This is a genomic window from Paenibacillus sp. FSL H7-0737, assembly GCF_000758545.1.
Classification (GTDB): domain Bacteria; phylum Bacillota; class Bacilli; order Paenibacillales; family Paenibacillaceae; genus Paenibacillus_AQ.
On the sequence record NZ_CP009279.1, the window covers coordinates 6,530,363 to 6,549,776 of the forward strand.

18 protein-coding genes and 1 riboswitch are annotated in these 19,414 nt (G+C 45.4%); of the genes, 4 read left to right on the top strand and 14 right to left on the bottom strand.

Annotated elements, in window-relative coordinates:
• Positions 1-64 precede the first annotated feature (64 nt).
• The 14 genes from H70737_RS28500 to H70737_RS28565 all read right to left on the bottom strand — a co-directional run bounded on the left by H70737_RS28500 (position 65) and on the right by H70737_RS28565 (position 15,208).
• Positions 65-2,113, bottom strand: coding sequence for a catalase (locus H70737_RS28500; RefSeq protein WP_042192767.1), 2,049 nt, complete (start codon positions 2,111-2,113; stop codon positions 65-67).
• Between the two features lie 138 nt (positions 2,114-2,251).
• The gene (locus H70737_RS28505) at positions 2,252-3,265 is read right to left on the bottom strand and encodes a potassium channel family protein (protein WP_042192769.1); all 1,014 of its coding nucleotides are present in this window, start codon (positions 3,263-3,265) and stop codon (positions 2,252-2,254) included.
• A gap of 138 nt (positions 3,266-3,403) precedes the next feature.
• Positions 3,404-3,796 (bottom strand): DUF350 domain-containing protein, encoded by a 393-nt coding sequence (locus H70737_RS28510; protein ID WP_042192771.1) that lies wholly within the window; start codon positions 3,794-3,796, stop codon positions 3,404-3,406.
• A complete protein-coding gene (locus tag H70737_RS28515) occupies positions 3,793-4,386 on the bottom strand; it encodes a hypothetical protein (protein ID WP_179085796.1) in 594 nt (197 codons plus the stop codon). The genes H70737_RS28510 and H70737_RS28515 overlap by 4 nt, the downstream gene beginning before the upstream one ends.
• Positions 4,387-4,425: 39 nt before the next feature.
• Positions 4,426-5,628: a glutathionylspermidine synthase family protein gene (locus H70737_RS28520; RefSeq protein WP_042192775.1), complete on the bottom strand. Its 1,203-nt coding sequence runs from the start codon at positions 5,626-5,628 to the stop codon at positions 4,426-4,428.
• The gene (locus tag H70737_RS28525) at positions 5,625-6,311 is read right to left on the bottom strand and encodes a hypothetical protein (protein ID WP_042192777.1); all 687 of its coding nucleotides are present in this window, start codon (positions 6,309-6,311) and stop codon (positions 5,625-5,627) included. The genes H70737_RS28520 and H70737_RS28525 overlap by 4 nt, the downstream gene beginning before the upstream one ends.
• Before the next feature lie 27 nt (positions 6,312-6,338).
• Complete coding sequence (locus H70737_RS28530) at positions 6,339-6,554, bottom strand: hypothetical protein (protein ID WP_042192779.1); 216 nt, start codon at positions 6,552-6,554, stop codon at positions 6,339-6,341.
• Positions 6,555-6,621: 67 nt separating this feature from the next.
• Positions 6,622-7,977 (bottom strand): MFS transporter, encoded by a 1,356-nt coding sequence (locus H70737_RS28535; protein ID WP_231573360.1) that lies wholly within the window; start codon positions 7,975-7,977, stop codon positions 6,622-6,624.
• 86 nt (positions 7,978-8,063) lie between these two features.
• Positions 8,064-9,098 (bottom strand): CdaR family transcriptional regulator, encoded by a 1,035-nt coding sequence (locus tag H70737_RS28540; protein WP_042192781.1) that lies wholly within the window; start codon positions 9,096-9,098, stop codon positions 8,064-8,066.
• A 150-nt stretch (positions 9,099-9,248) separates the two neighbouring features.
• Positions 9,249-10,397 (bottom strand): glycerate kinase family protein, encoded by a 1,149-nt coding sequence (locus tag H70737_RS28545; protein ID WP_042192783.1) that lies wholly within the window; start codon positions 10,395-10,397, stop codon positions 9,249-9,251.
• A 32-nt stretch (positions 10,398-10,429) separates the two neighbouring features.
• Positions 10,430-11,728: a GntP family permease gene (locus tag H70737_RS28550; RefSeq protein ID WP_042192785.1), complete on the bottom strand. Its 1,299-nt coding sequence runs from the start codon at positions 11,726-11,728 to the stop codon at positions 10,430-10,432.
• Between the two features lie 213 nt (positions 11,729-11,941).
• On the bottom strand, positions 11,942-13,261 hold the full coding sequence (locus H70737_RS28555) for a nucleobase:cation symporter-2 family protein (RefSeq protein WP_042192787.1): 1,320 nt from the start codon (positions 13,259-13,261) through the stop codon (positions 11,942-11,944).
• Positions 13,255-13,869, bottom strand: coding sequence for a xanthine phosphoribosyltransferase (locus H70737_RS28560; RefSeq protein ID WP_042192789.1), 615 nt, complete (start codon positions 13,867-13,869; stop codon positions 13,255-13,257). The genes H70737_RS28555 and H70737_RS28560 overlap by 7 nt, the downstream gene beginning before the upstream one ends.
• A 171-nt stretch (positions 13,870-14,040) precedes the next feature.
• A riboswitch (purine riboswitch) is annotated at positions 14,041-14,144 on the bottom strand.
• Between the two features lie 116 nt (positions 14,145-14,260).
• Complete coding sequence (locus H70737_RS28565; RefSeq protein ID WP_042192792.1) at positions 14,261-15,208, bottom strand: sugar-binding transcriptional regulator; 948 nt, start codon at positions 15,206-15,208, stop codon at positions 14,261-14,263.
• 142 nt (positions 15,209-15,350) lie between these two features.
• On the opposite strand from H70737_RS28565, the gene rpiA reads away from it, so the two are divergent.
• The 4 genes from rpiA (at position 15,351) to H70737_RS28585 (ending at position 19,366) form a co-directional block, all read left to right on the top strand.
• A complete protein-coding gene (gene rpiA, locus H70737_RS28570) occupies positions 15,351-16,019 on the top strand; it encodes a ribose 5-phosphate isomerase A (protein WP_042194692.1) in 669 nt (222 codons plus the stop codon).
• Between the two features lie 33 nt (positions 16,020-16,052).
• Positions 16,053-17,021 carry a Gfo/Idh/MocA family protein gene (locus tag H70737_RS28575; RefSeq protein WP_042192794.1) on the top strand — a complete coding sequence of 323 codons (969 nt, stop codon included), beginning with the start codon at positions 16,053-16,055 and terminating at the stop codon, positions 17,019-17,021.
• A gap of 235 nt (positions 17,022-17,256) precedes the next feature.
• On the top strand, positions 17,257-18,465 hold the full coding sequence (locus H70737_RS28580; RefSeq protein WP_042192796.1) for an MFS transporter: 1,209 nt from the start codon (positions 17,257-17,259) through the stop codon (positions 18,463-18,465).
• 58 nt (positions 18,466-18,523) lie between these two features.
• On the top strand, positions 18,524-19,366 hold the full coding sequence (locus H70737_RS28585; RefSeq protein ID WP_042192798.1) for an aldo/keto reductase: 843 nt from the start codon (positions 18,524-18,526) through the stop codon (positions 19,364-19,366).
• The last annotated feature ends 48 nt before the right edge of the window (positions 19,367-19,414 follow it).

The following is a 19,414-nucleotide window of genomic DNA, read 5'->3' on the forward strand; positions in this document are numbered from 1 at the left end:
CTTGGACAAAAAAGAGATATCCTTACGCCTTTGGCGAGCGGGATATCCCCTCTGTATCAGTTATTTATTCATTCATACGTTCCCAAAAACGATGGGCAGTAATTGCCGCGACAAGGCTGGCAGCGAACACCTCTCCGCCATCTCCAATGATTACACCCGGACTGCTTCTATGCTCGGCCGTTTCAAGTAGTTTAGCATTTTCAGTAGTCACCGCTATGGGCTTAAAGTGAGAATAGGCTTGGTTCAGGAATTGCGCTGTATCTTTATGGAATTTCTTATGTTCCGAATTTCCACCAGCTGCATAAATTGCATCAAAGAGCACCGAATCTGTCGTGGATAAGGTATGAATGACTTCAAGCTCTGTCCCCTTCGAGCCTTTAATAAATCCAAGCTTATCACTGATTATTTCTGGTTGGATCCCGGCTCTCATAAGCGTATCCAGAACAGGCATCACCAAGTCTTCATCAAATCTGTCGCCTATAATCACACCTATTTTACGTGTGTTTGGGTGCTTCTTCGTATTTGCCTGACTTAGTGCCGGGGAGATTTGAGCTACCTCGGAACCCCCTGTTTTCGGTGAAGTCGCCCCAATAGCTTCTGCTACAGGCACAGCAAGCTCTAACGTAACGTTCGCGAGCATATCTACAACCTGCTGCCGGACAGACTTACTCTTTACCTTCCCGAGCTCGAATGAATAGGCTTCAATAATATGCGCTTTTTCTGGAGCACTCATGCTGTTCCAGAACAGCTTGGCTTGTGAAAAATGGTCTTCAAAGCTTTTGCTCCGGCTACGCACCTTACGGCCCTCAACCTTCTCCTGATAATGTACATAACCACCTTCATCCTCTGTTGCAGGTGCAGGCGTATTGTTAGCAAGCGAATTATTGTGATAGCTCACTGAACCCTGATTAATCGTCTGCCGTCCATACCCGTCACGTTGATTGTTGTGGAAAGGACATACCGGTCTATTGATCGGCAACTCATGGAAGTTAGGACCGCCAAGCCGAATTAGCTGAGTATCCGTATATGAGAACAATCTGCCCTGAAGCAGTGGATCATTGGTGAAATCGATGCCTGGAACCACATGTCCAGGGTGGAAAGCTACCTGCTCCGTTTCGGCGAAGACATTATCCACGTTGCGGTTCAAGGTCATTTTCCCAACAATCTGTACAGGTACATCTTCCTCTGGCCAGAGCTTTGTAGGATCCAGCACGTCAAAATCAAACTTAAATTCATCTTCTTCACTTAGAAGCTGAATGCCCAATTCGTATTCCGGAAAGTTGCCGGCTTCAATCGATTCCCATAAATCACGGCGATGAAAGTCAGGGTCCGCACCTGATATTTTCTGAGCTTCGTCCCACACTAAAGAGTGTACACCGAGCACCGGTTTCCAGTGGAATTTAACAAAATGGGCTTTTCCTTGCTCATTAATCAACCTGAAAGTATGCACCCCAAACCCTTCCATCATTCTGAAGCTACGTGGAATAGCGCGGTCCGACATCAGCCACATTGCCATATGGGCCGATTCTTGGTTATTGGCTATGAAATCCCAAAAGGTATCGTGAGCCGATGCGGCCTGAGGCATTTCATTGTGCGGCTCAGGCTTAAGCGCATGTACTAAATCTGGGAACTTGATCGCATCCTGAATAAAAAAGACGGGCATATTATTTCCGACTAAATCGTAATTCCCTTCCTCTGTATAGAATTTGGTAGAGAATCCGCGGGCATCCCGCACCGTCTCGGCTGATCCCCGTGATCCGGCTACCGTCGAGAATCGGACAAATACCGGTGTCTTCACAGAGGGATCTTGAAGGAATTTCGCCTTTGTATATTCTTTCAGTGATTTATATACTTCAAACTCACCATGAGCAGCAAATCCACGTGCATGCACGACTCGCTCAGGGATTCGCTCATGATCGAAATGCGTCATTTTTTCCCGGAAATGAAAGTCTTCCAGTAAGGTTGGGCCCCGATCACCCGCTTTTAAGGAGAACTCGTCCTCTGATACTTTTAAACCCTGGTTCGTTGTTAAGGTGTGACCTTCATCCTTACTGCGAAACTGTTCCAGTTGCTCATTCTTGCTGTTTCCGTTCACTTTTTGATGTTCACTCATTAACAATGGCTCCTTCCAAAGGTAAAGTAAATATTATCATGTATCTCTTACCCTTTAGGAAAGTTTGGCAAACAAAAAAGGGCGGAATTCCGCGAAGCCATAGCTCCCGAAAATCCGCCTATTCCATCTAATTCTGACCTAACCCTTAATCCTACGATACGTCGCTTCATCGGAAACAACATACAATCTAGCATCCTTAGGAATAGCCTGATCCAGCTTTCGATTGATACTTAGATCGCTACGATCCGCCAATAAGGTTGCACCTTGCAGAAGCAGGCTCTGAAACGCGTCCCCATAAGTCTTCCACGTAGTATTCACTGGAATCTCATAAATATCATCACCATATTTACGGCTCAGCAGCTGCGTTATCACCTCAGAGTTGCCCTCTTGCAGTGCAGAACGAACAGCCAGTCTGGAGATGGCATCATGCGAAAGAACGAACTCGTTTACTTGGACATGCCTGAAATTCTGAATATTCTTCTCTTGCATTATTTCTACAGTCGTATGTACTTGTGGTGCAATGCGCTCAATGCTAGAGGCAATTAACAAAGATTTGCCGTCGATCAGCGATGCTTCATCAATCTTTGTGTCCCCGAACACAATGGCTGCTCTTGCTTCATGGATGTTAGCCTTAAGAAGAATCTCATCACTGGAGGCATCGCCACTTATAAAGTGAACTTGATCCATATGCTCCAGAGGATGACTTCCTGTCTCATCAATGATGACAATGTGGCATTTCGGCGAATAGCATAGAATCTCCTCTACGGCAGCTTGTGCTTTCTTACTCCAATTAATCAGAATCACATGATCCTTTCCCCGAAAGCTCAACGTTCCCGCTCCTCTCCTTCTCTGCACCTCCGCTATGGAGTCAATGACCTTACCAATAACCAAGCTGAGGAGGCCGATACCAAAGATATATAGAAACATGGTAAACAGCTTTCCAACTACGGTCTCTGCAAAATAATCTCCATATCCTACGGTCGCCATCGTTGTCATGACCCAATAAAATGCATTAAACCAACTGTGAAACGTACCCGGCTCGATCAGGTAAGCAATCGACGCACTAAGAACTATAAAGATCAGAATGATTAGCCCTATCGTCCGTTTACGTAACCGCATCATCTTGGTGGAAATTCTCAGAAACAGATGCATCTGCCCACCCCTTCTTCACATCAAGCAAAATGACTCCGGCGTCCTTTAAGGACAGTAAGCGTTTATGCGAGAAATATAGGCTGCCACTCGACGGATGGATCGGGGCAACCTTTGTCTTTATCCTATTTCAAGTTGAAACTAAACAATCAAACTGCTAATCGCAAATGCAGTCCCAATAAACACCAAGCAAAGCATAGTGCCTACAGCCACATTCCCTTTCTCCAGATGCTCTGAAATCTTAAAGGTTGGGGTTGCCAATTCAAAGATCCAATAAGCCGCTATCAAGCACACATAACCTACCGCAAACCAAATGATCATGTGCAAAATGGAGGTATTCGTATACGCCGCTACGCCAATAATAATAGCCGTTGCCAGAAACTTGCCGCCTAAAGCCAAAGCTACAGCCACATTGCCTTTCTTCAGCTCCTCCATATCTTTAAACGGAGTCATTAAACCAAAGATCACCATGCCTAACACTTGCAAAAGAATAATCACAAACACACTCACTACCAAATTAACCACCATCGTCACTTCGCCCACCCCCGAAATTTCGCATAAGCCGAATCATAGTCGGCAAAATCATGTACTTCCTCAAGGACTACGGAAGCGGTTTTCTTTTTCTCTAATGCGGTATAGCGTTCATCATCAATCGGCTGCTTAATCCGATTTCCTGAAGGGAGCTCAAGCACCGCAAAGTTTCTTGTCTTATCCTTATACTTAGTCTTGTATACTCCTACAAGATCAACATCAGTGGTTACCGATACTTTAAGATTGGTAAGATCCTCTGCTGCCGTTTTTTCATCTGCATAAGACTTAATCGTGCTCCATGAAGACAGGCGAACTTCATTCTTCTGATCAGCATCCGTGATTAACTCGGCGTCCATGAACTGAAGTGTCCAAATTTTATCGCCAGTAGCATAATTCCCATCATTCGGGAGCAGTTCATTATCCGGCAAAACCGTCATGTCACTCCCAATTAAATCCCCTACGGTACTCTCTACCACCCGGTAGTCCCACGGTACCCGTGCTACACTATCTGAAGTTTGAGCTGTTCCTGAATCAAATACACTGCCCTGATTACTGGAACATGCGCTTAGCAACAGTACCGTCAAAAGCATCATACATAAGACTCCGATTCGGGCTTTCTTGCTCTTATCCAATTATCTCACTCCCAACGCAATAAAATGACTGGCATTGCCTGTAATCAATCCGCCCGCTCGGCCGAGCATACCACAAGGCTTCCCGTTAATCACGAACATGCCTGTCAGCAGATGAAATTCACCCTCTGATGTCGTTATCCGTGCTAAATCAGCTCTTTTTTGATACACAGTGGGGAAGAGCTGACTACTGTCATAACCGTCTTCATCTTCAAGCTCTAGCGCACCGCTATCATCAAACATGCGCACCGAACCCCCTTCACGGCCAAAAACAGATTTGGACACAAAGTTCCCTGAGAATACAGGCTTATTATAAGTAGGCAAAATATAGCGCGAGATCGTCTCTCGCTCTTCCTTGTCGAATAGCAGGCCCAGCTCATACATTCCCCACACCGCTGCAACCAGCCCCTTGGATTGGAGCAATATACTGTGAGGACCATTAAAGAGCTGAAGATTCCCTTGCTCTACCGCATAGGCGAGGGCATCACCGCCTTCATCCACAGCCATCCACTCTTTAGGATATAGAGCGAACATCCGCTCGATCACACGGTCCTCCCCATCCTTGAGAATTCCGTTGTCGACCCACAGATCAAGACAATCCACACACTGGATATCGAGACCACTGTGCTTCACTAATGCTTCTATCGTACCTGAATCTTCAAGATGAGATCCATAAGCCACACAAGCTGCGGTATCCGGACGTTCTACCTGCCAAGCTGCCGCAACTTGTGCCTTCATCCCTTGATTTGGACTCTGCATTCCAGCTTGCTCACAGATCCATGGTGTAGCTATCGAGGCTTCCACATAACCTGTTGGGGTATCCGCATTCAGTTCGAGCAGCTTAATCGTCCCATCATGGGCTATGGCAAAGTCAAATCTGGCATACCGACTAATGAATCCTTCTTCTGGCATAGGACACCCGTCAAGCATCTCCCAAAGTACAGGGGGAATCCCAAGCAGTTCATACAAATCGCGCTTTAGATGAACATAGCGAACCGCTTTATCGAGAATGGCCCAGAGTTTTGATGAGGCTTCTTCAAGCTCCTTATAAGTGTCCCTTTGCATTAGAGCAATTGCATCCAACCAGTACTCTTCATCCTCAAGATCAGCCCAAGTGAACCCGAGTTCATATAACGCTTTGACCCGTGGACCTCTTTCAAGCTCAGACTGATCTAGAATTTCAAATACACTCTGCTGCTCACTCATCCGCCAAAACCACTCTTACTTGAGCCTGATCTCGAAGAGGACTTCGAGCCTGAGCTAGATTTAGAGTTCTTCGAAGAGTTTAATCCGCTGGAAGTGCCACCGATTCCATTTTTTGAGGAAGAGCCTCTTCTCGTAATAGAGCCTGTGGAGGAAGTCGATGTTTTGGGCTTTACAACAGAACCGGGAACCTTCTTATTCTGGAATTTCTCACTGCTATAGGTAGGCGGCTTATAAGTTGTTCTCGTGCCTCCATAATAAGTTGGACGGTCCTTAGACCATCCTCTGGAAGAGTAATTGCCACCACTGTTAAACAGCATGTGATATAGCAGCAAGTCATCCCAACCAAAACCTGAATGATATCCACCATAGTTATTCACTACCGTCGTTCCATTATTGGTTACAACACCTTGGCCTTCCTGTTCTACCTCTTGTGTACCTTCCGGATATGGAATATTCCAATCCACATTTTTGTCAAAATAGGCTTTAACCTCTTCGGTAGACCAGGACACTAGCTGTGGTTCATCTCCAGAAGTATTTGCACTAGCCCCTGCGCCGCCAGGAATAAACATAGCATTCGCTAACAAAGCTATGCCTAGCGAAGTAGATAATACTCGAATGGGCTTACCATCAGAAGTGAATAATTTGGATACCGCTAATTCCTTATCCTTTTCATCTTTAGACATCGTAAGGTTCTCCTTCCCTTATCTCAATCATTCGTTGTGCATTGGAACAAGTAAAAGCTCCAGCTTGCCTTCATCTACGTTCAGCCGTCCTTCAACCGTTTCATATTCAACACTGCCAACCACAATATAATTGACATGCTCTAACGCTGCGATCATATTCATGCTCCACGTGCGTTCCTCAATGACTCGCAGCCCGCCTTCCGGCATTTTTTCAAATAAGATTACATTCATCCCATTGTCCATTATTACCATTCCTTCCTTAGTTCTGCTATAGCATCTGATACGTCTTTATTACCTTTTCGTTTCAGTTCTAGGCGTGCATAGACTGCCCAACCTTTCTCTTGGCGTTAGAACGTCTATATAAAAGAAGAATTCCTAACGAACACAAGCAAACGAGGAGCAACACGCCGTATACATGCTGATATGCTTTTGCAGGGGAGATATCACGCTGCGCATGCAGCAAAAGCCCGCAGACTGCAACAGATACAGAGCCTCCGAAGAATTGAACCAGTTGTAAAAGTCCCATACCAGAACCAATCCAAGTCCTTGGAAGAACTATAGAAGTTTCATTGTTTAAGGATGCCATCGTAGCTGAGAAAGCGGGAGAGAAGCATAGATAACCTAGCAGCAGTACTACAGGTGATACAGAAAGATTCAGGGCAAACACAGCCATAACGGCTGCAAGTATACAATGTCCAATCACTAAGAAGCGTATATTACCGTACCGATCAATAAAACGTCCCACATAACGGGTCAGAAATGCAGATAATAGCGCTCCCGGTGCGATATACAAACCAATCATCAGCGCTGATTTATCGAACAGATTAGCGAGCGCAAGCGGCATCAGGAACAAGTTCCCTAGGTTCAGCACCAGAATACAAAAGCCTACGGCAACCAGTTTCAAGTAACCCGGCATGGTAAGCAGCTGCGGATTAATGAATGATTCCTTGGCCTTCTTCAGATGTACGGCATGCACGATAATAGACACTACACCCACCGCAAGCCATACAAGCGACTGGGTAGTTACAGCTACCAGTAAACTTGCAGCATTTACAACGGTCAGCGCCGCCCCCAGGATGTCAAAGCTTGCAGGCTGTGGCTGTTCCTTAGGCAATAACCGCAGCAATACCGGCAGCACGATAAGCACAAGGCAAGTTATGCCGAACAATCCGTTCCAGCCAAAGTACTGGCTGATGACACCTCCCACAATAGGACCCAAACCAAAGGCCATTGCACTACCCGCCGAGATCATCGCAATAGCAGCACCGCGTCTTTCAATCGGAACATAGCGACTGGCGAGTACAAGCCCCAATCCAGCCATAGATCCGGCGCCCGCAGATTGTAGGATTCTTGTAATCAATAGCATATTAAAGTCATGTGCGAACAATCCAAACACTGATGCTGTCCCAAGCGTAATTAAGCCAATGGTCAAGAGCTTGCGAATCGGCACCAAGTCTGATAACCGGCTATAAATAACCGTCGACAACGCATATCCAATCGAATAGCTGGAAATGACCCATGAGCCTAGGTCAGCAGAAATTTGGAGATCCTGAATAATGGTTGGAAGCGATACATTAAACATCGTTGTGTTCATCACTACAATAAAGAGGCACATCGTCCATAATGGCATGACAATTTTATCATTCATTCCTACTTTCTCATTCATTCCTACTCCATCCCTGTCCTAATTTATCTATACATGCTCAACTAATTTTATGCCTATAAAAAGAGGTTGGCAATTAGAAGAGGAAATTACTTGCGCCACATCAATCCACATACCAGTTCGAACAGCTCTATATAGTTGCGTGGATTTTTACCCGTCAATGTATGAATGCGGTTAAGTCGGTAATTCAGTGTATTTCGGTGAATATTCAACTTCTGTACCGTTCGATTATGATCTCCATTCTCCGCAATAAATACTTGCAGTGTTTCAATCAGACCCGTCTTGTCTCCCGACTGATCCAGAAGAGCATAAATCGTCCCTGGCCGCTCATCCCCTTCATAGGATAAGTGTATTAGAAACCTCAATTCTGCATAGGTATATAGTTTTTTGAGTGGATCGACTCTACTGCCAATATGAATGGCCGCCTGTGCCTGTTCCAACGAATAAGCGGCTAACTCCTCTGCCTCGCCAGAGCCGATCCGTCTCACATCACCGCAAGCACTAAGCTTTCCTATCAGCTCTTTATAGAGAAATCCATCTGTGATGAAAAAAACAGCCTTGTCGTTCTCCAAATTCCAGTAATGCGGATAGGATCTAAAAACGCTTCTGAACTCCTTCCCATTCACGTCTCCATCTACCAGGATGGCCCAGCATTTCTTCTTCAGATCAAGCCCATAGCTACTCGCCCGTTCTAGAAATTCAAGATCATACGCCTCTTTACGATAAGACAATTCATGATAAAATTTCACACGCTTTACTCTGTCATCCTGTTCCTGCTTATTCCTTGCTTCCTGCTCTATAAGTAATATGGTAGTAACTCTGACCAGCTTGCTAAACGGTCTAACCTCATCCGGATGTCCCGTAATGCCTACCACACCCAAAACTTTACGGTCTATAATAATGGGTTCATTCACCCCTGGCTTCATTCCAATGCCGTCCTCGTATACCTCAAAGACATGCCCACTTTGAATGGCTATTCTCGCTCCCTCATGTAAGGTCCCAACCCGTTTTAGATCTCCACTCCCTACAATAAAGCCGTTCTCATCCATAACATTAATGTTATAAGGAACTACACTCATCATTTCCTGTGCGATTTGTCCTGCGAGTGATTTGGATATCTTCATGTCTGCCCCTCCTGTTCCTGTATATTCTACTCAGAAAGCTTCTACCTTAAAAATAAACAAGAAGAAACGGTTGTCGTCCTTAAAAGACGATAACCGTTTCTCGTAGGAATAATAAGGATGATGTAATATCTCCGTCGCTTTTTATAATGATCAACCTTGGTTCAGTGCGACTAGCCGGGCCACGTTCTCAGCGGATCTTTCCAGATTCTCCTGCCCTTTCTTCAGGGCATCCTCCAATGAAGCCGCACCTGGCATAATGCCAAAAATAGCATCGATTCCTTTATCATACAGCACTTCTGTCTGATCGCCGATCCGTCCCGCGAAGGCTAGCACGGGTTTATTATATTTCTTAGCGACCTGGGCAACGCCTAACGGTGTCTTGCCATATTGAGTCTGGAAGTCGATGCTTCCTTCCCCGGTCCACACCATATCAGCCTGTTGCACCTTTTCTTCAAGTCCGGTGTAGTCAATGACAAGCTCAATGCCCTTTTTTAACACTCCGTTTAAAAACACTACCAGCCCTCCACCAAGTCCACCGGCTGCACCAGCTCCAGGCATATCCATAATATCGTTTCCAAGCTGTTCCTTGATGACACTCGCATAATGCTGAAGATTACTGTCGAGCTGTTTGATCATCTCTGAAGTAGCACCCTTTTGCGGACCAAATACATTAGAAGCTCCGGTCGGACCACATAATGGATTCGTAACATCACAGGCCACTTCAACCTGCACATCCTTCAGGCGAGGGTCAAATTCACTCAAATCGATCCTTGCTAATCTGCCAAGCTCACCGCCGCCAAATATCAGTTCATCCCCTTCTTCGTCCAGAAGTCTGCCGCCTAGCGCTTGAACCAACCCGGCACCTCCATCATTGGTGGCACTACCTCCGATACCTATTAGCAGTTTGCTGACACCACGGTCCAGACAGGCTTTGATTAATTGTCCTGTTCCGTAAGTTGTTGTAATCAAAGGGTTACGTTCCTCAGGGGATACCAGCTGAATGCCGCTCGCGCTGGCCATTTCCAGTACGCCTGTCAATCCATCACCTGTAATTCCGTAGGATGCGCTAACTTCATTGCCAAGAGGGCCTTTAACTTTAGTAGTATATACGGTGCCCTCGGTTGCATCGACTAAGGACTGCATCGTTCCTTCGCCGCCATCCGCCATAGGTACATGAATACAATTTATATTAGAATTCACTTTATGAATGCCTCTTTCCATGGCTTCACAAGCTTCTTTAGCTGTCATACTTTCTTTGAAAGAATCCGGTGCCAGAACGATAACCAGGTCTTTTTTCATAGAATATCTGTCCCTTCTAGTTAGAGATATTATTATAGGATGAAGCCGTAAAGTATAGTAGCAACGATAGCCATTGTCAGACCCACGAGACTTTCGTAAGGAATCAGTGACATCCGGTCCTTGATGTTCATCTTAACGGAATCCGCAGTGACGTGGAAGAAGTTACCATGTGGCAGATGATCAATCACTGTAGCCCCGGTATGCACCATAATCGCCGCATTAAGTGGCGCTGTCCCCATAGATAGAATAGCGGGCCCGAACGATCCGGCTGCCACAATGGAAGCCGTAGATGTGGACGCTGTAGCGGCCGCCATCAAGATACCTGCAATCGGAGCAAGGAAGGTTCCTGAGATCCCCATAGCTGTAATTGCATCAACAACCGTAGCACTTAAGTCAGACTTTGAGATAATGCCAGCGATAGCACCAGCACCAATCAGGATAATGGCTGTACCTGTCATTTTATTTAACCCTGAGGTTGTAAAAGAAATGATGTTCTTCGTCTGTTTCATAGCAATCAGTCCAATAATACCGGCAAGAGGCAAGATGATCATAGAGTCAACTTTAAAGGATTTCAGCAATTCGATATTCAGAATATTTCCGACCGGATTAATGGCCAGAAGCAGAATAGCGACAACTGGAGCGACGATAGCACGGCCGAAGCTTGGTTTAACCTTAGAGGTATCTTCCTCTTTCGTTACAACATCGCCGTCTGCGATTTTCACACCTTTGTTGACTAAGAGATTAGCAATAATAACAGTGACAATCAGACCCGCAACAGCTGGGATGAACCCATGGATCATCACCTGAGCCAAATCTACATCAAAGCCCTTCGCTACGGCAATGGTATTTGGGTTTGGAGAAATAATATTACCTGCTTTACCGCCACCAACCAGAGCGAGTAGTAAGGCTGTTTTGGAAATGCCGATTTTTTTACCCACAGACAAAGCAATCGGAGCGACGATAATGATGGCTACCGTGATGAATACACCAACTGCTGTAATAATCATAGTAGCTAGTGCTATAGACAATAAGGCTTTCTTTTCACCAAGCTTGTCTACGATGGTCTCAGCCATTCGTTCGGCTGCACCTGATTCAATCAGTACCCCCGCCAGCACACCTGCCGCGAGTACACGTACAACTGCCCCCATTACACTATTCGTTCCATCGATAATATACTGTACCGTTTCCGCAATAGAAGCGCCGCCCAATATCCCTCCGGCAATTGCGCCTAAAAAGAGTGCGTAGACCGGATTAACCTTTTTAAAAATCAATACGACGGCTAATATCAATCCTGCAACAGCGCCCATCCAGTTAATTACTGTGCCTTCCATCTCTAGTTGCCCCCTTAATATAAAAGTATGACACTTTAAAGTGTGTGTTTTGATAACGCTTTCTAAACTGAGTATACTGCGCTTACAAACCCAATTATATTGACGGGACAACCTATTTTTTTGTGCAAATGCACAAGCACCGAACACAAAAGAAGACCAAGCTTAGGTTTATACTTCACCCAGGCTTGGTCTTTTATTATGAATCAAATTAGTTTAGGAGACTTGAGATTCCTTAGCAAGAACAGGTACAGTGTTATCCTCTACCTGCACATCATCCTTTGTCTTGGAGAGGACAATGTTCAGCACAATCGCTGTAAGCGAACCGGATACGATACCGTTCTGTAGCAGCATTCGGGCAAATTCAGGCAGCTCTGCGAACATTGCAGGAAGTGTCGCTGAACCTAAGCCAACAGCAATACTACAAGCAGCAATCAGTAGATTACCATCCTTACGGAGATCCACATCGGATAGAATGGATATCCCGGAAACGGCAACCGATCCGAACATGACAATCATGGCTCCACCAAGTACGGCATTCGGTACAATCGTCGTCAAGGCAGCCAGCTTAGGTAGGAGTCCTAGTACAATCATGATCCCGCCAGCGGCAAAAATAACATTACGGGTCTTAATGCGAGACAGCGAAATCAAACCCACATTTTGAGAAAAAGCAGTGTATGGGAAAGCATTAAAGATTCCGCCCAGCATAATTGCTACTCCCTCGGAACGCAGTCCGTTTACGATCTGCTTCTGTTCAACTTTCTGATCAATTACTTTACCAACTGCAAAATAAACCCCAGTAGACTCCACCATACTAACAATATTAACGATGATCATAGTGAAGATTGCAGTAAGACTGAACTCAGGCCATCCGAAGTAGAACGGTTGTGCGATGCTTACCCAAGAAGCGTCACCTACCGTAGAAAAGTTAACGATACCCATTCCATAAGCAATCGCTGTACCCACCACAAGACCTACCAGAACTGAGATCGAGCGCAGGAATCCAGTGGCGAAACGATTAACTGCTAAAATGACAAGTAGTGTAATTAGTGCAAGCAGCAAATTGCGGGGTTGTCCAAAATCAGCGCTGCCTTCTCCGCCAGCAACGTTATTCATGGCTACTGGAATAAGAGATAACCCGATAATGGTCACGACAGAACCCGTTACAATGGTCGGGAAGAACTTCAGCAGCTTCCCATAAAGCGGGGCCGCAAGAACAACGAACAAACCGGAAATAATGATCGCACCGTACGCAGTCGCCAGATTATGTGTCGAGGCAATCGCAATAATCGGGCCAACAGCTGTAAAGGTACATCCAAGAATAACTGGGAGCCTGCTACCAAAATACTTGGTGCCCATTATTTGCAGCAGTGTAGCCAATCCGCAAGTGAACAAATCGGCTGCGATGAGGTAAGCCATTTGAGTCCCATTTAGCTTCAAGGCACCCCCAACAATCAGCGGTACAATTACTGCTCCTGCATACATGGCTAGGACATGCTGAAGACCTAACGTAAATACCTTTTGCTTGCTTAACATCCCGCACTCTCCTTGATTTTCTCTAATGAGCTTTCATTATCAATGAAGTGAATTTCACCTGGTGACATAGATGCAATACGGGCCAAGGCATGGACTTCTATGCCTCTGTTCTCCAGAAGGCTCCGGCCTTCCTGGAAGCTCTTTTCAATGACACAACCGACGCCAAGGAGCTTTGCTCCCGCCTCTTTTACGATATCAACCAGTCCTACAAGAGCAGCACCAGTAGCGAGGAAATCATCCACAATAAGCACCTTGTCATCCGGCCCAAGATATTTCTGAGAGACACTGACCAGATAATCCTCTTGGCGAGTAAAGGAATGTACAGGCGCTGAGTAGACAGCCTCTGAGAGCGTTACTGCTTTCTTTTTCTTCGCATAAACAAACGGTACACCTAATGCAATCGCAGTAGCCATGGCAAACTGAATCCCACTAGCTTCAATAGTAATTACTTTCGTGATCGGTTGATGACCGAACAACTTTTTGAACTCTTGACCGATTTGCAGCGCTAGCTCCGTATCGACCTGATGATTCAGAAATGAATCTACCTTCAGTACCGTATCTGATAAAATAAGACCCTCTTGTCTAATGCGCTCTTGAAGTACTTTCATCGTGAACTAATCTCTCCTCTTCATTAAAAAAACAAAAAAAGGACAAATCCCTTGAGTCGTTTCTCTCAAGTGAATCTGTCCTTCTGGGCTTTTGTCCCTTAGTGGTGTAACACTACATAGTGTCCGCATCGCTCGGTCCAGACCTTTCCTCCAAAGAAGAAAGCGGAACCCTAGATGCGCTATTTCACTCATAGTCGGATAATTACGATGGTTATCCGGTAGAAACTTATGGGCCATATCCCCAAGATTATATGAGTTTTATTAATGTTCGATATGAATACCTTGTATATCTTACACGCTCTGTCTGGTGCTTACAAGCAAAATTTTTAGTGTTTTGCATACCATTTTCAGGTTATTTTCACGAAATTCAATTGTTTACATTTAGTAGGGGTTACTCCAAGATCTTCTGCGCCGTTTCTTCGGTCGTTACGAGCACATTCATATACCCGCCATTTAGCGCGCCCAAGATCCCAGAAACCTTCTCCAGCGATTCCGCTACACCAATAGCGTACCTCGCTCGCCTGATCTGCTCCAGCTCAATGGTCAACGTTCGGTCCGATATTGCTGTGCGTACAGGCAATCCATTGCCGTTATAAAAACGCGAGCAAATATCACCAGCTACTTTCCCGTCCTCCAGCTCATCAATCACAGCATCGCCATAAAATCCACGCCATGCCTCTTCGCCTTTAATTTCCGGTGATCCAATGCCGAATATAGCGATATCCAGCCGATCCCATGCCTTGGCAATGGTCTGATAATACTGCGAACGCATCAGTTGATCTCTGGTTTCCTTTTGCTCCGTGATCGCTGGCACGTCAATCATTAATGAGCGCGCACCCCACTTTAAGGCAGCTTGGTAGCAGATATTATTGACATGGTATCCGCTCTCCATCTTTCCAGATGGACCACCCACCGTAGGAACACAGGTTACAAAAGGCCTCTGTCCGAGGGTCAGATTGTCTACAACGGCAGCTAAGCTGCTTCCCCAAGAGAACCCAATCGTATCTTTCGGCTGAACCACTTGCTCCAGCCATCTTGCACAAGCCTGTCCAATGGCTTTACGTTTGTTCACCCCTGACTGGGCTGGATCTACCTCTACAACAATGGCTTCCTTCAGCCCGAACCGTTCTTTCAATTCCTGCTCCAGTGTACAATGATCTCCAATATCGTAATTGATGGTGATTGTAACGATGCCCTCTTCACGGACTCTCTTCAGCATCCTACTTATGGTGGTGCGATATATGCCAAGTTCATTAGAAATTTCACTTTGCGTTAAATTCTGCTCATAGTACATTTGTGCAATCTTAATGAGCAGCTTCTTGTCTTCTTTTCGATCCATGATAGAACTCCTCGCTTTTTTCAAGGATTTGACGAATCCATAACCCCTAGTTATACTGTAGACGATTATTTTGCACATTTTATATTATATTGCACAAATGTGCAAATTATCAATTTTTTAATGGAGATGATCGGCTTTGAATATGGGCTTTAGAAAGAAAAGTTGCGCCGTAGAAGCTCTAAAGTATATTGAGAACGACACAACCATTGGTTTAGGTGGGGGTAGTACGATTTCCTATTTAATCGGGAATATTAAAGAAGCAGATCTTCGAGTAAAGGTAGTGACCCCCTCCTTCACTACAGCTTCACTCTGTGTCCAAAATGGATTGCAGGTTGTACCCACTTGGTCCGTTGACCGAATAGCTGTTGCTTTTGATGGCTGTGATGAGGTGGATGAGCAACTGCATGCGCTTAAGAGTGGTGGCGGCATTCATACGAAAGAAAAACTGATTGCTAGTATGGCGGATCATTATATATTGCTGGTAGATGAAACTAAACTTGTGAACAAGCTAACCTTCAAGCATCCCGTAGCATTGGAAATTCTTATGGATGCTCTTAGTTATGTTCAACATTCCGTGAAATCGCTGGGCGGCAAGCCTGAGATTCGAACAAGCGCAAGTAAAGATGGGTATACGGTCAGTGATCATGGCAATGTGCTGCTGGATGTCTTTTTTGACAAGGTAGAGGATAGCACTGCTCTTCAAACTGAACTCAAAGCCATTAACGGGGTCATTGAGACCTCCCTATTCACGAAAGAAGTTACCTCAGCACTTGTGGCTGGTTCAAATGGAATCAAGGTAATCTCTAAGTAAGCTCAAACAATCAAAACAGGCGAGGTGCTAACCATGAACAATCTGAAGTGGGCAATCATCGGCCCGGGAAGTATCGCTACTGAATTTGCGGCTGCTCTAAATGACATCGGCGGAACTTTATATGCGGTAGGATCACGAACCTTAGAGAAAGCCCAGGCGTTCGCGAGCCAATATGGAGCGGAGAAGGCTTATGGCAATTACAGCGAAATGCTGCAAGATCCAGAAATTGATGTCGTCTACATCTCAACACCACATAGTAACCACTACGAATACATCATAGAAAGCTTGCAGAATAACAAACATGTCCTCTGTGAAAAGGCGATCACCGTAAATAGCAAACAACTGCAGGAAATCGCCGAGCTTGCTAAACAAAAAAGCTTAGTCGTCGCAGAGGCTATGACCATCTACCATATGCCACTGTACAAAAAGCTACGGAAAATCGTGGATGAAGGTAAGATCGGACGCCTCAAAATGGTGCAGGTCTCCTTTGGCAGCCATAAAGAATATGATGTGAACAACCGTTTCTTCAGCAAAGATCTGGCGGGCGGAGCGCTGCTGGATATTGGGACGTATGCCTTGTCCTTCACAAGATTCTTCCTGTCCAAACAGCCACAGGAAATTCTAACGACAGTGAAACGTTTTGAGACAGGCGTCGATGAACAATCCGGAATCATTCTGAACAACGATGCGGATGAAATGGCGATCATCTCCCTTACCATGCGCTCCAAAATGCCTAAACGCGGCGTCGTTGCTGGAGAACTTGGCTTTATTACTGTAGACAATTTCCCACGGGCCTCTACAGCTACAATTCAATATTTAGATGGCACCCTAGAAACGATCGAAGCCGGCGATACTTCCAAAGCGCTACAATACGAAATCGAGGATATGCAGCGCTATATCGCGGCAAACAGCAACCAGGAAACCCTCAAGCTCTCCTTAGATGTCATGGACATTATGAGTAATGTTAGAGAACAATGGGGAATCAAATACAGCTTCGAATAACATACTGAACACAATAGATCAATCATCAAAGCGTTGGTATTCCCTTCAACTGAAGGAAGCCCAACGCTTTTTTGCGGATAATTTTCTAGGAATGGATGACAATATCCTTAGGTGATTTCTTATAGGTACTTTTTAGTACCTATAGCACTTTAAAGTACGTACTATACTTAAATGACTCATGCCTTCATAATTGCACTTACCGGCCGGTGATTATCAGAGTGTAGGAGTGAGAGACATGTTGTTAAACCAAAAAAGAAGTACCCTGGCACTCCTGGCTTTAGCCATTAGCGCCTTTGCGATCGGAACCACCGAGTTTATCAGTGTAGGGCTGCTGCCTTTAATCGCTGATGACCTGAATATACCGCTGACCACAGCTGGATTAACTGTTACTTTGTACGCTTTAGGGGTAACCTTTGGCGCCCCAATCTTAACGTCGCTGACCACGGCGATATCGCGCAAAACATTATTGCTTATCATTATGATTGTATTTATTATCGGCAATAGCCTTGCCGCGGCTGCGGACAGTATTACAATTCTGCTAATAGCTAGAGTAATATCTGCCCTTTCGCATGGTCTGTTCATGTCGATTGCTTCGACCATTGCCGCCGACCTTGTGCCTGAGAATCGTAAAGCCAGCGCTATTGCGATCATGTTCACAGGGCTAACCGTAGCTACTGTTACCGGTGTGCCACTGGGTACCTTTCTAGGGCAACAGTTAGGCTGGAGAGCTGCATTCATCGCCATTATTGCCATCGGGCTTATAGCGCTTATCGGTAATCTGATCTTGGTCCCTGCCACAGGGCTGCGCAAAGGAACCCGAACACCGCTTCGCGAACAAGTCAAACTCGTGAAGAACGGACGGTTACTGCTTGCCTTCGCAATCACTGCTTTAGGGTATGGAGGTACCTTTGTAGTCTTTACTTATTTATCTCCACTTCTTCATCAAATCAGCGGTTTCAAAGAGAGTACCGTTGCCATCATCCTTCTTGTTTATGGCATAGCGATCGCCATCGGCAACGTCATTGGAGGCAAATTAGCCAACCGTAACCCTATGAATGCCCTCTTCTACATGTTTGCTATACAAGCTGTTGTACTGTTCGTCTTAACCTTTACCGCACCCTTCAAAGTGGCTGCACTACTTACGATCTTCTTTATGGGATTGTTAGCCTTCATGAACGTACCTGGTCTACAAGTACACGTAGTTACACTTGCAGATCGATATGCTCCGAGTGCGCGAGATGTGGCATCTGCGCTGAATATTGCTGCTTTTAACGCTGGCATTGCCATCGGGGCCTATCTTGGCGGTATCGTCACGGATCATATGGGACTGATTCATACCACTTGGGTGGGTGCTATAATGGTTCTGTCCGCTGTATTCCTAACCGCTTGGAGTCGTGCGCTGGAGAAGAAAGATGAGACTCTTCTCCAGTCTGAGGCTGCTTAATCAGCCTTGCCTTAACATACCAATCAAACTTTTAAATATCTCAGGAGGTAATTTTATTATGGCTCAACATCTACAGGATACAACTGCATTACACAACGGGGTAAACATGCCTTGGCTTGGACTTGGTGTATTTCAAGTCGAAGAAGGTTCTGAGCTGATCCAAGCGGTCAAATCTGCTATTGCACACGGCTACCGCAGCATCGATACAGCAGCGATCTATCAGAATGAGACTGGCGTAGGTCAAGCGATCAAAGAAGCTTTGCAGGACAACAACCTGTCCAGAGAAAAGCTCTTCGTAACTTCAAAGGTCTGGACTGCAGATATGGGCTACGAAGAAACCATTGCCGCCTACGAAGCTAGCCTAGCTAAGCTTGGACTTGAATACCTTGATCTATATCTTATCCACTGGCCTGTAAAAGGAAAATATAAAGAGACTTGGAGAGCACTTGAAACCTTGTATAAAGAGGGACGCGTAAAAGCGATTGGGGTCAGCAATTTCCAGATCCATCATCTTGAAGATGTGATGAAGGATGCGGAAATTAAGCCGATGGTAAACCAAGTGGAGCTCCATCCTTATTTGAGTCAGCAAGCACTGCTTAGCTTCTGCCAGGAACAAGGAATTCAACTGGAGGCTTGGTCTCCATTAATGCAAGGGCAATTGTTGGATCAGCCTGTACTGAAACAAATTGCAGCTAAACACAGTAAATCCGTAGCTCAAGTGATTATCCGTTGGGACCTGCAGCGTGGAATTATTACCATTCCAAAGTCTACTAAAGAGCACCGGATCATCGAAAACGTAGATGTGTTTGATTTTCTGTTAACAGAAGAGGATATGAATCTAATCAACGCTCTGAACCAAGATCAACGGGTAGGTCCTGACCCTGATAATTTCGACTTCTAAGAGATTAACCACTAGGTTAAGTAACAGTAAAAAAAAGACCCTATCTTT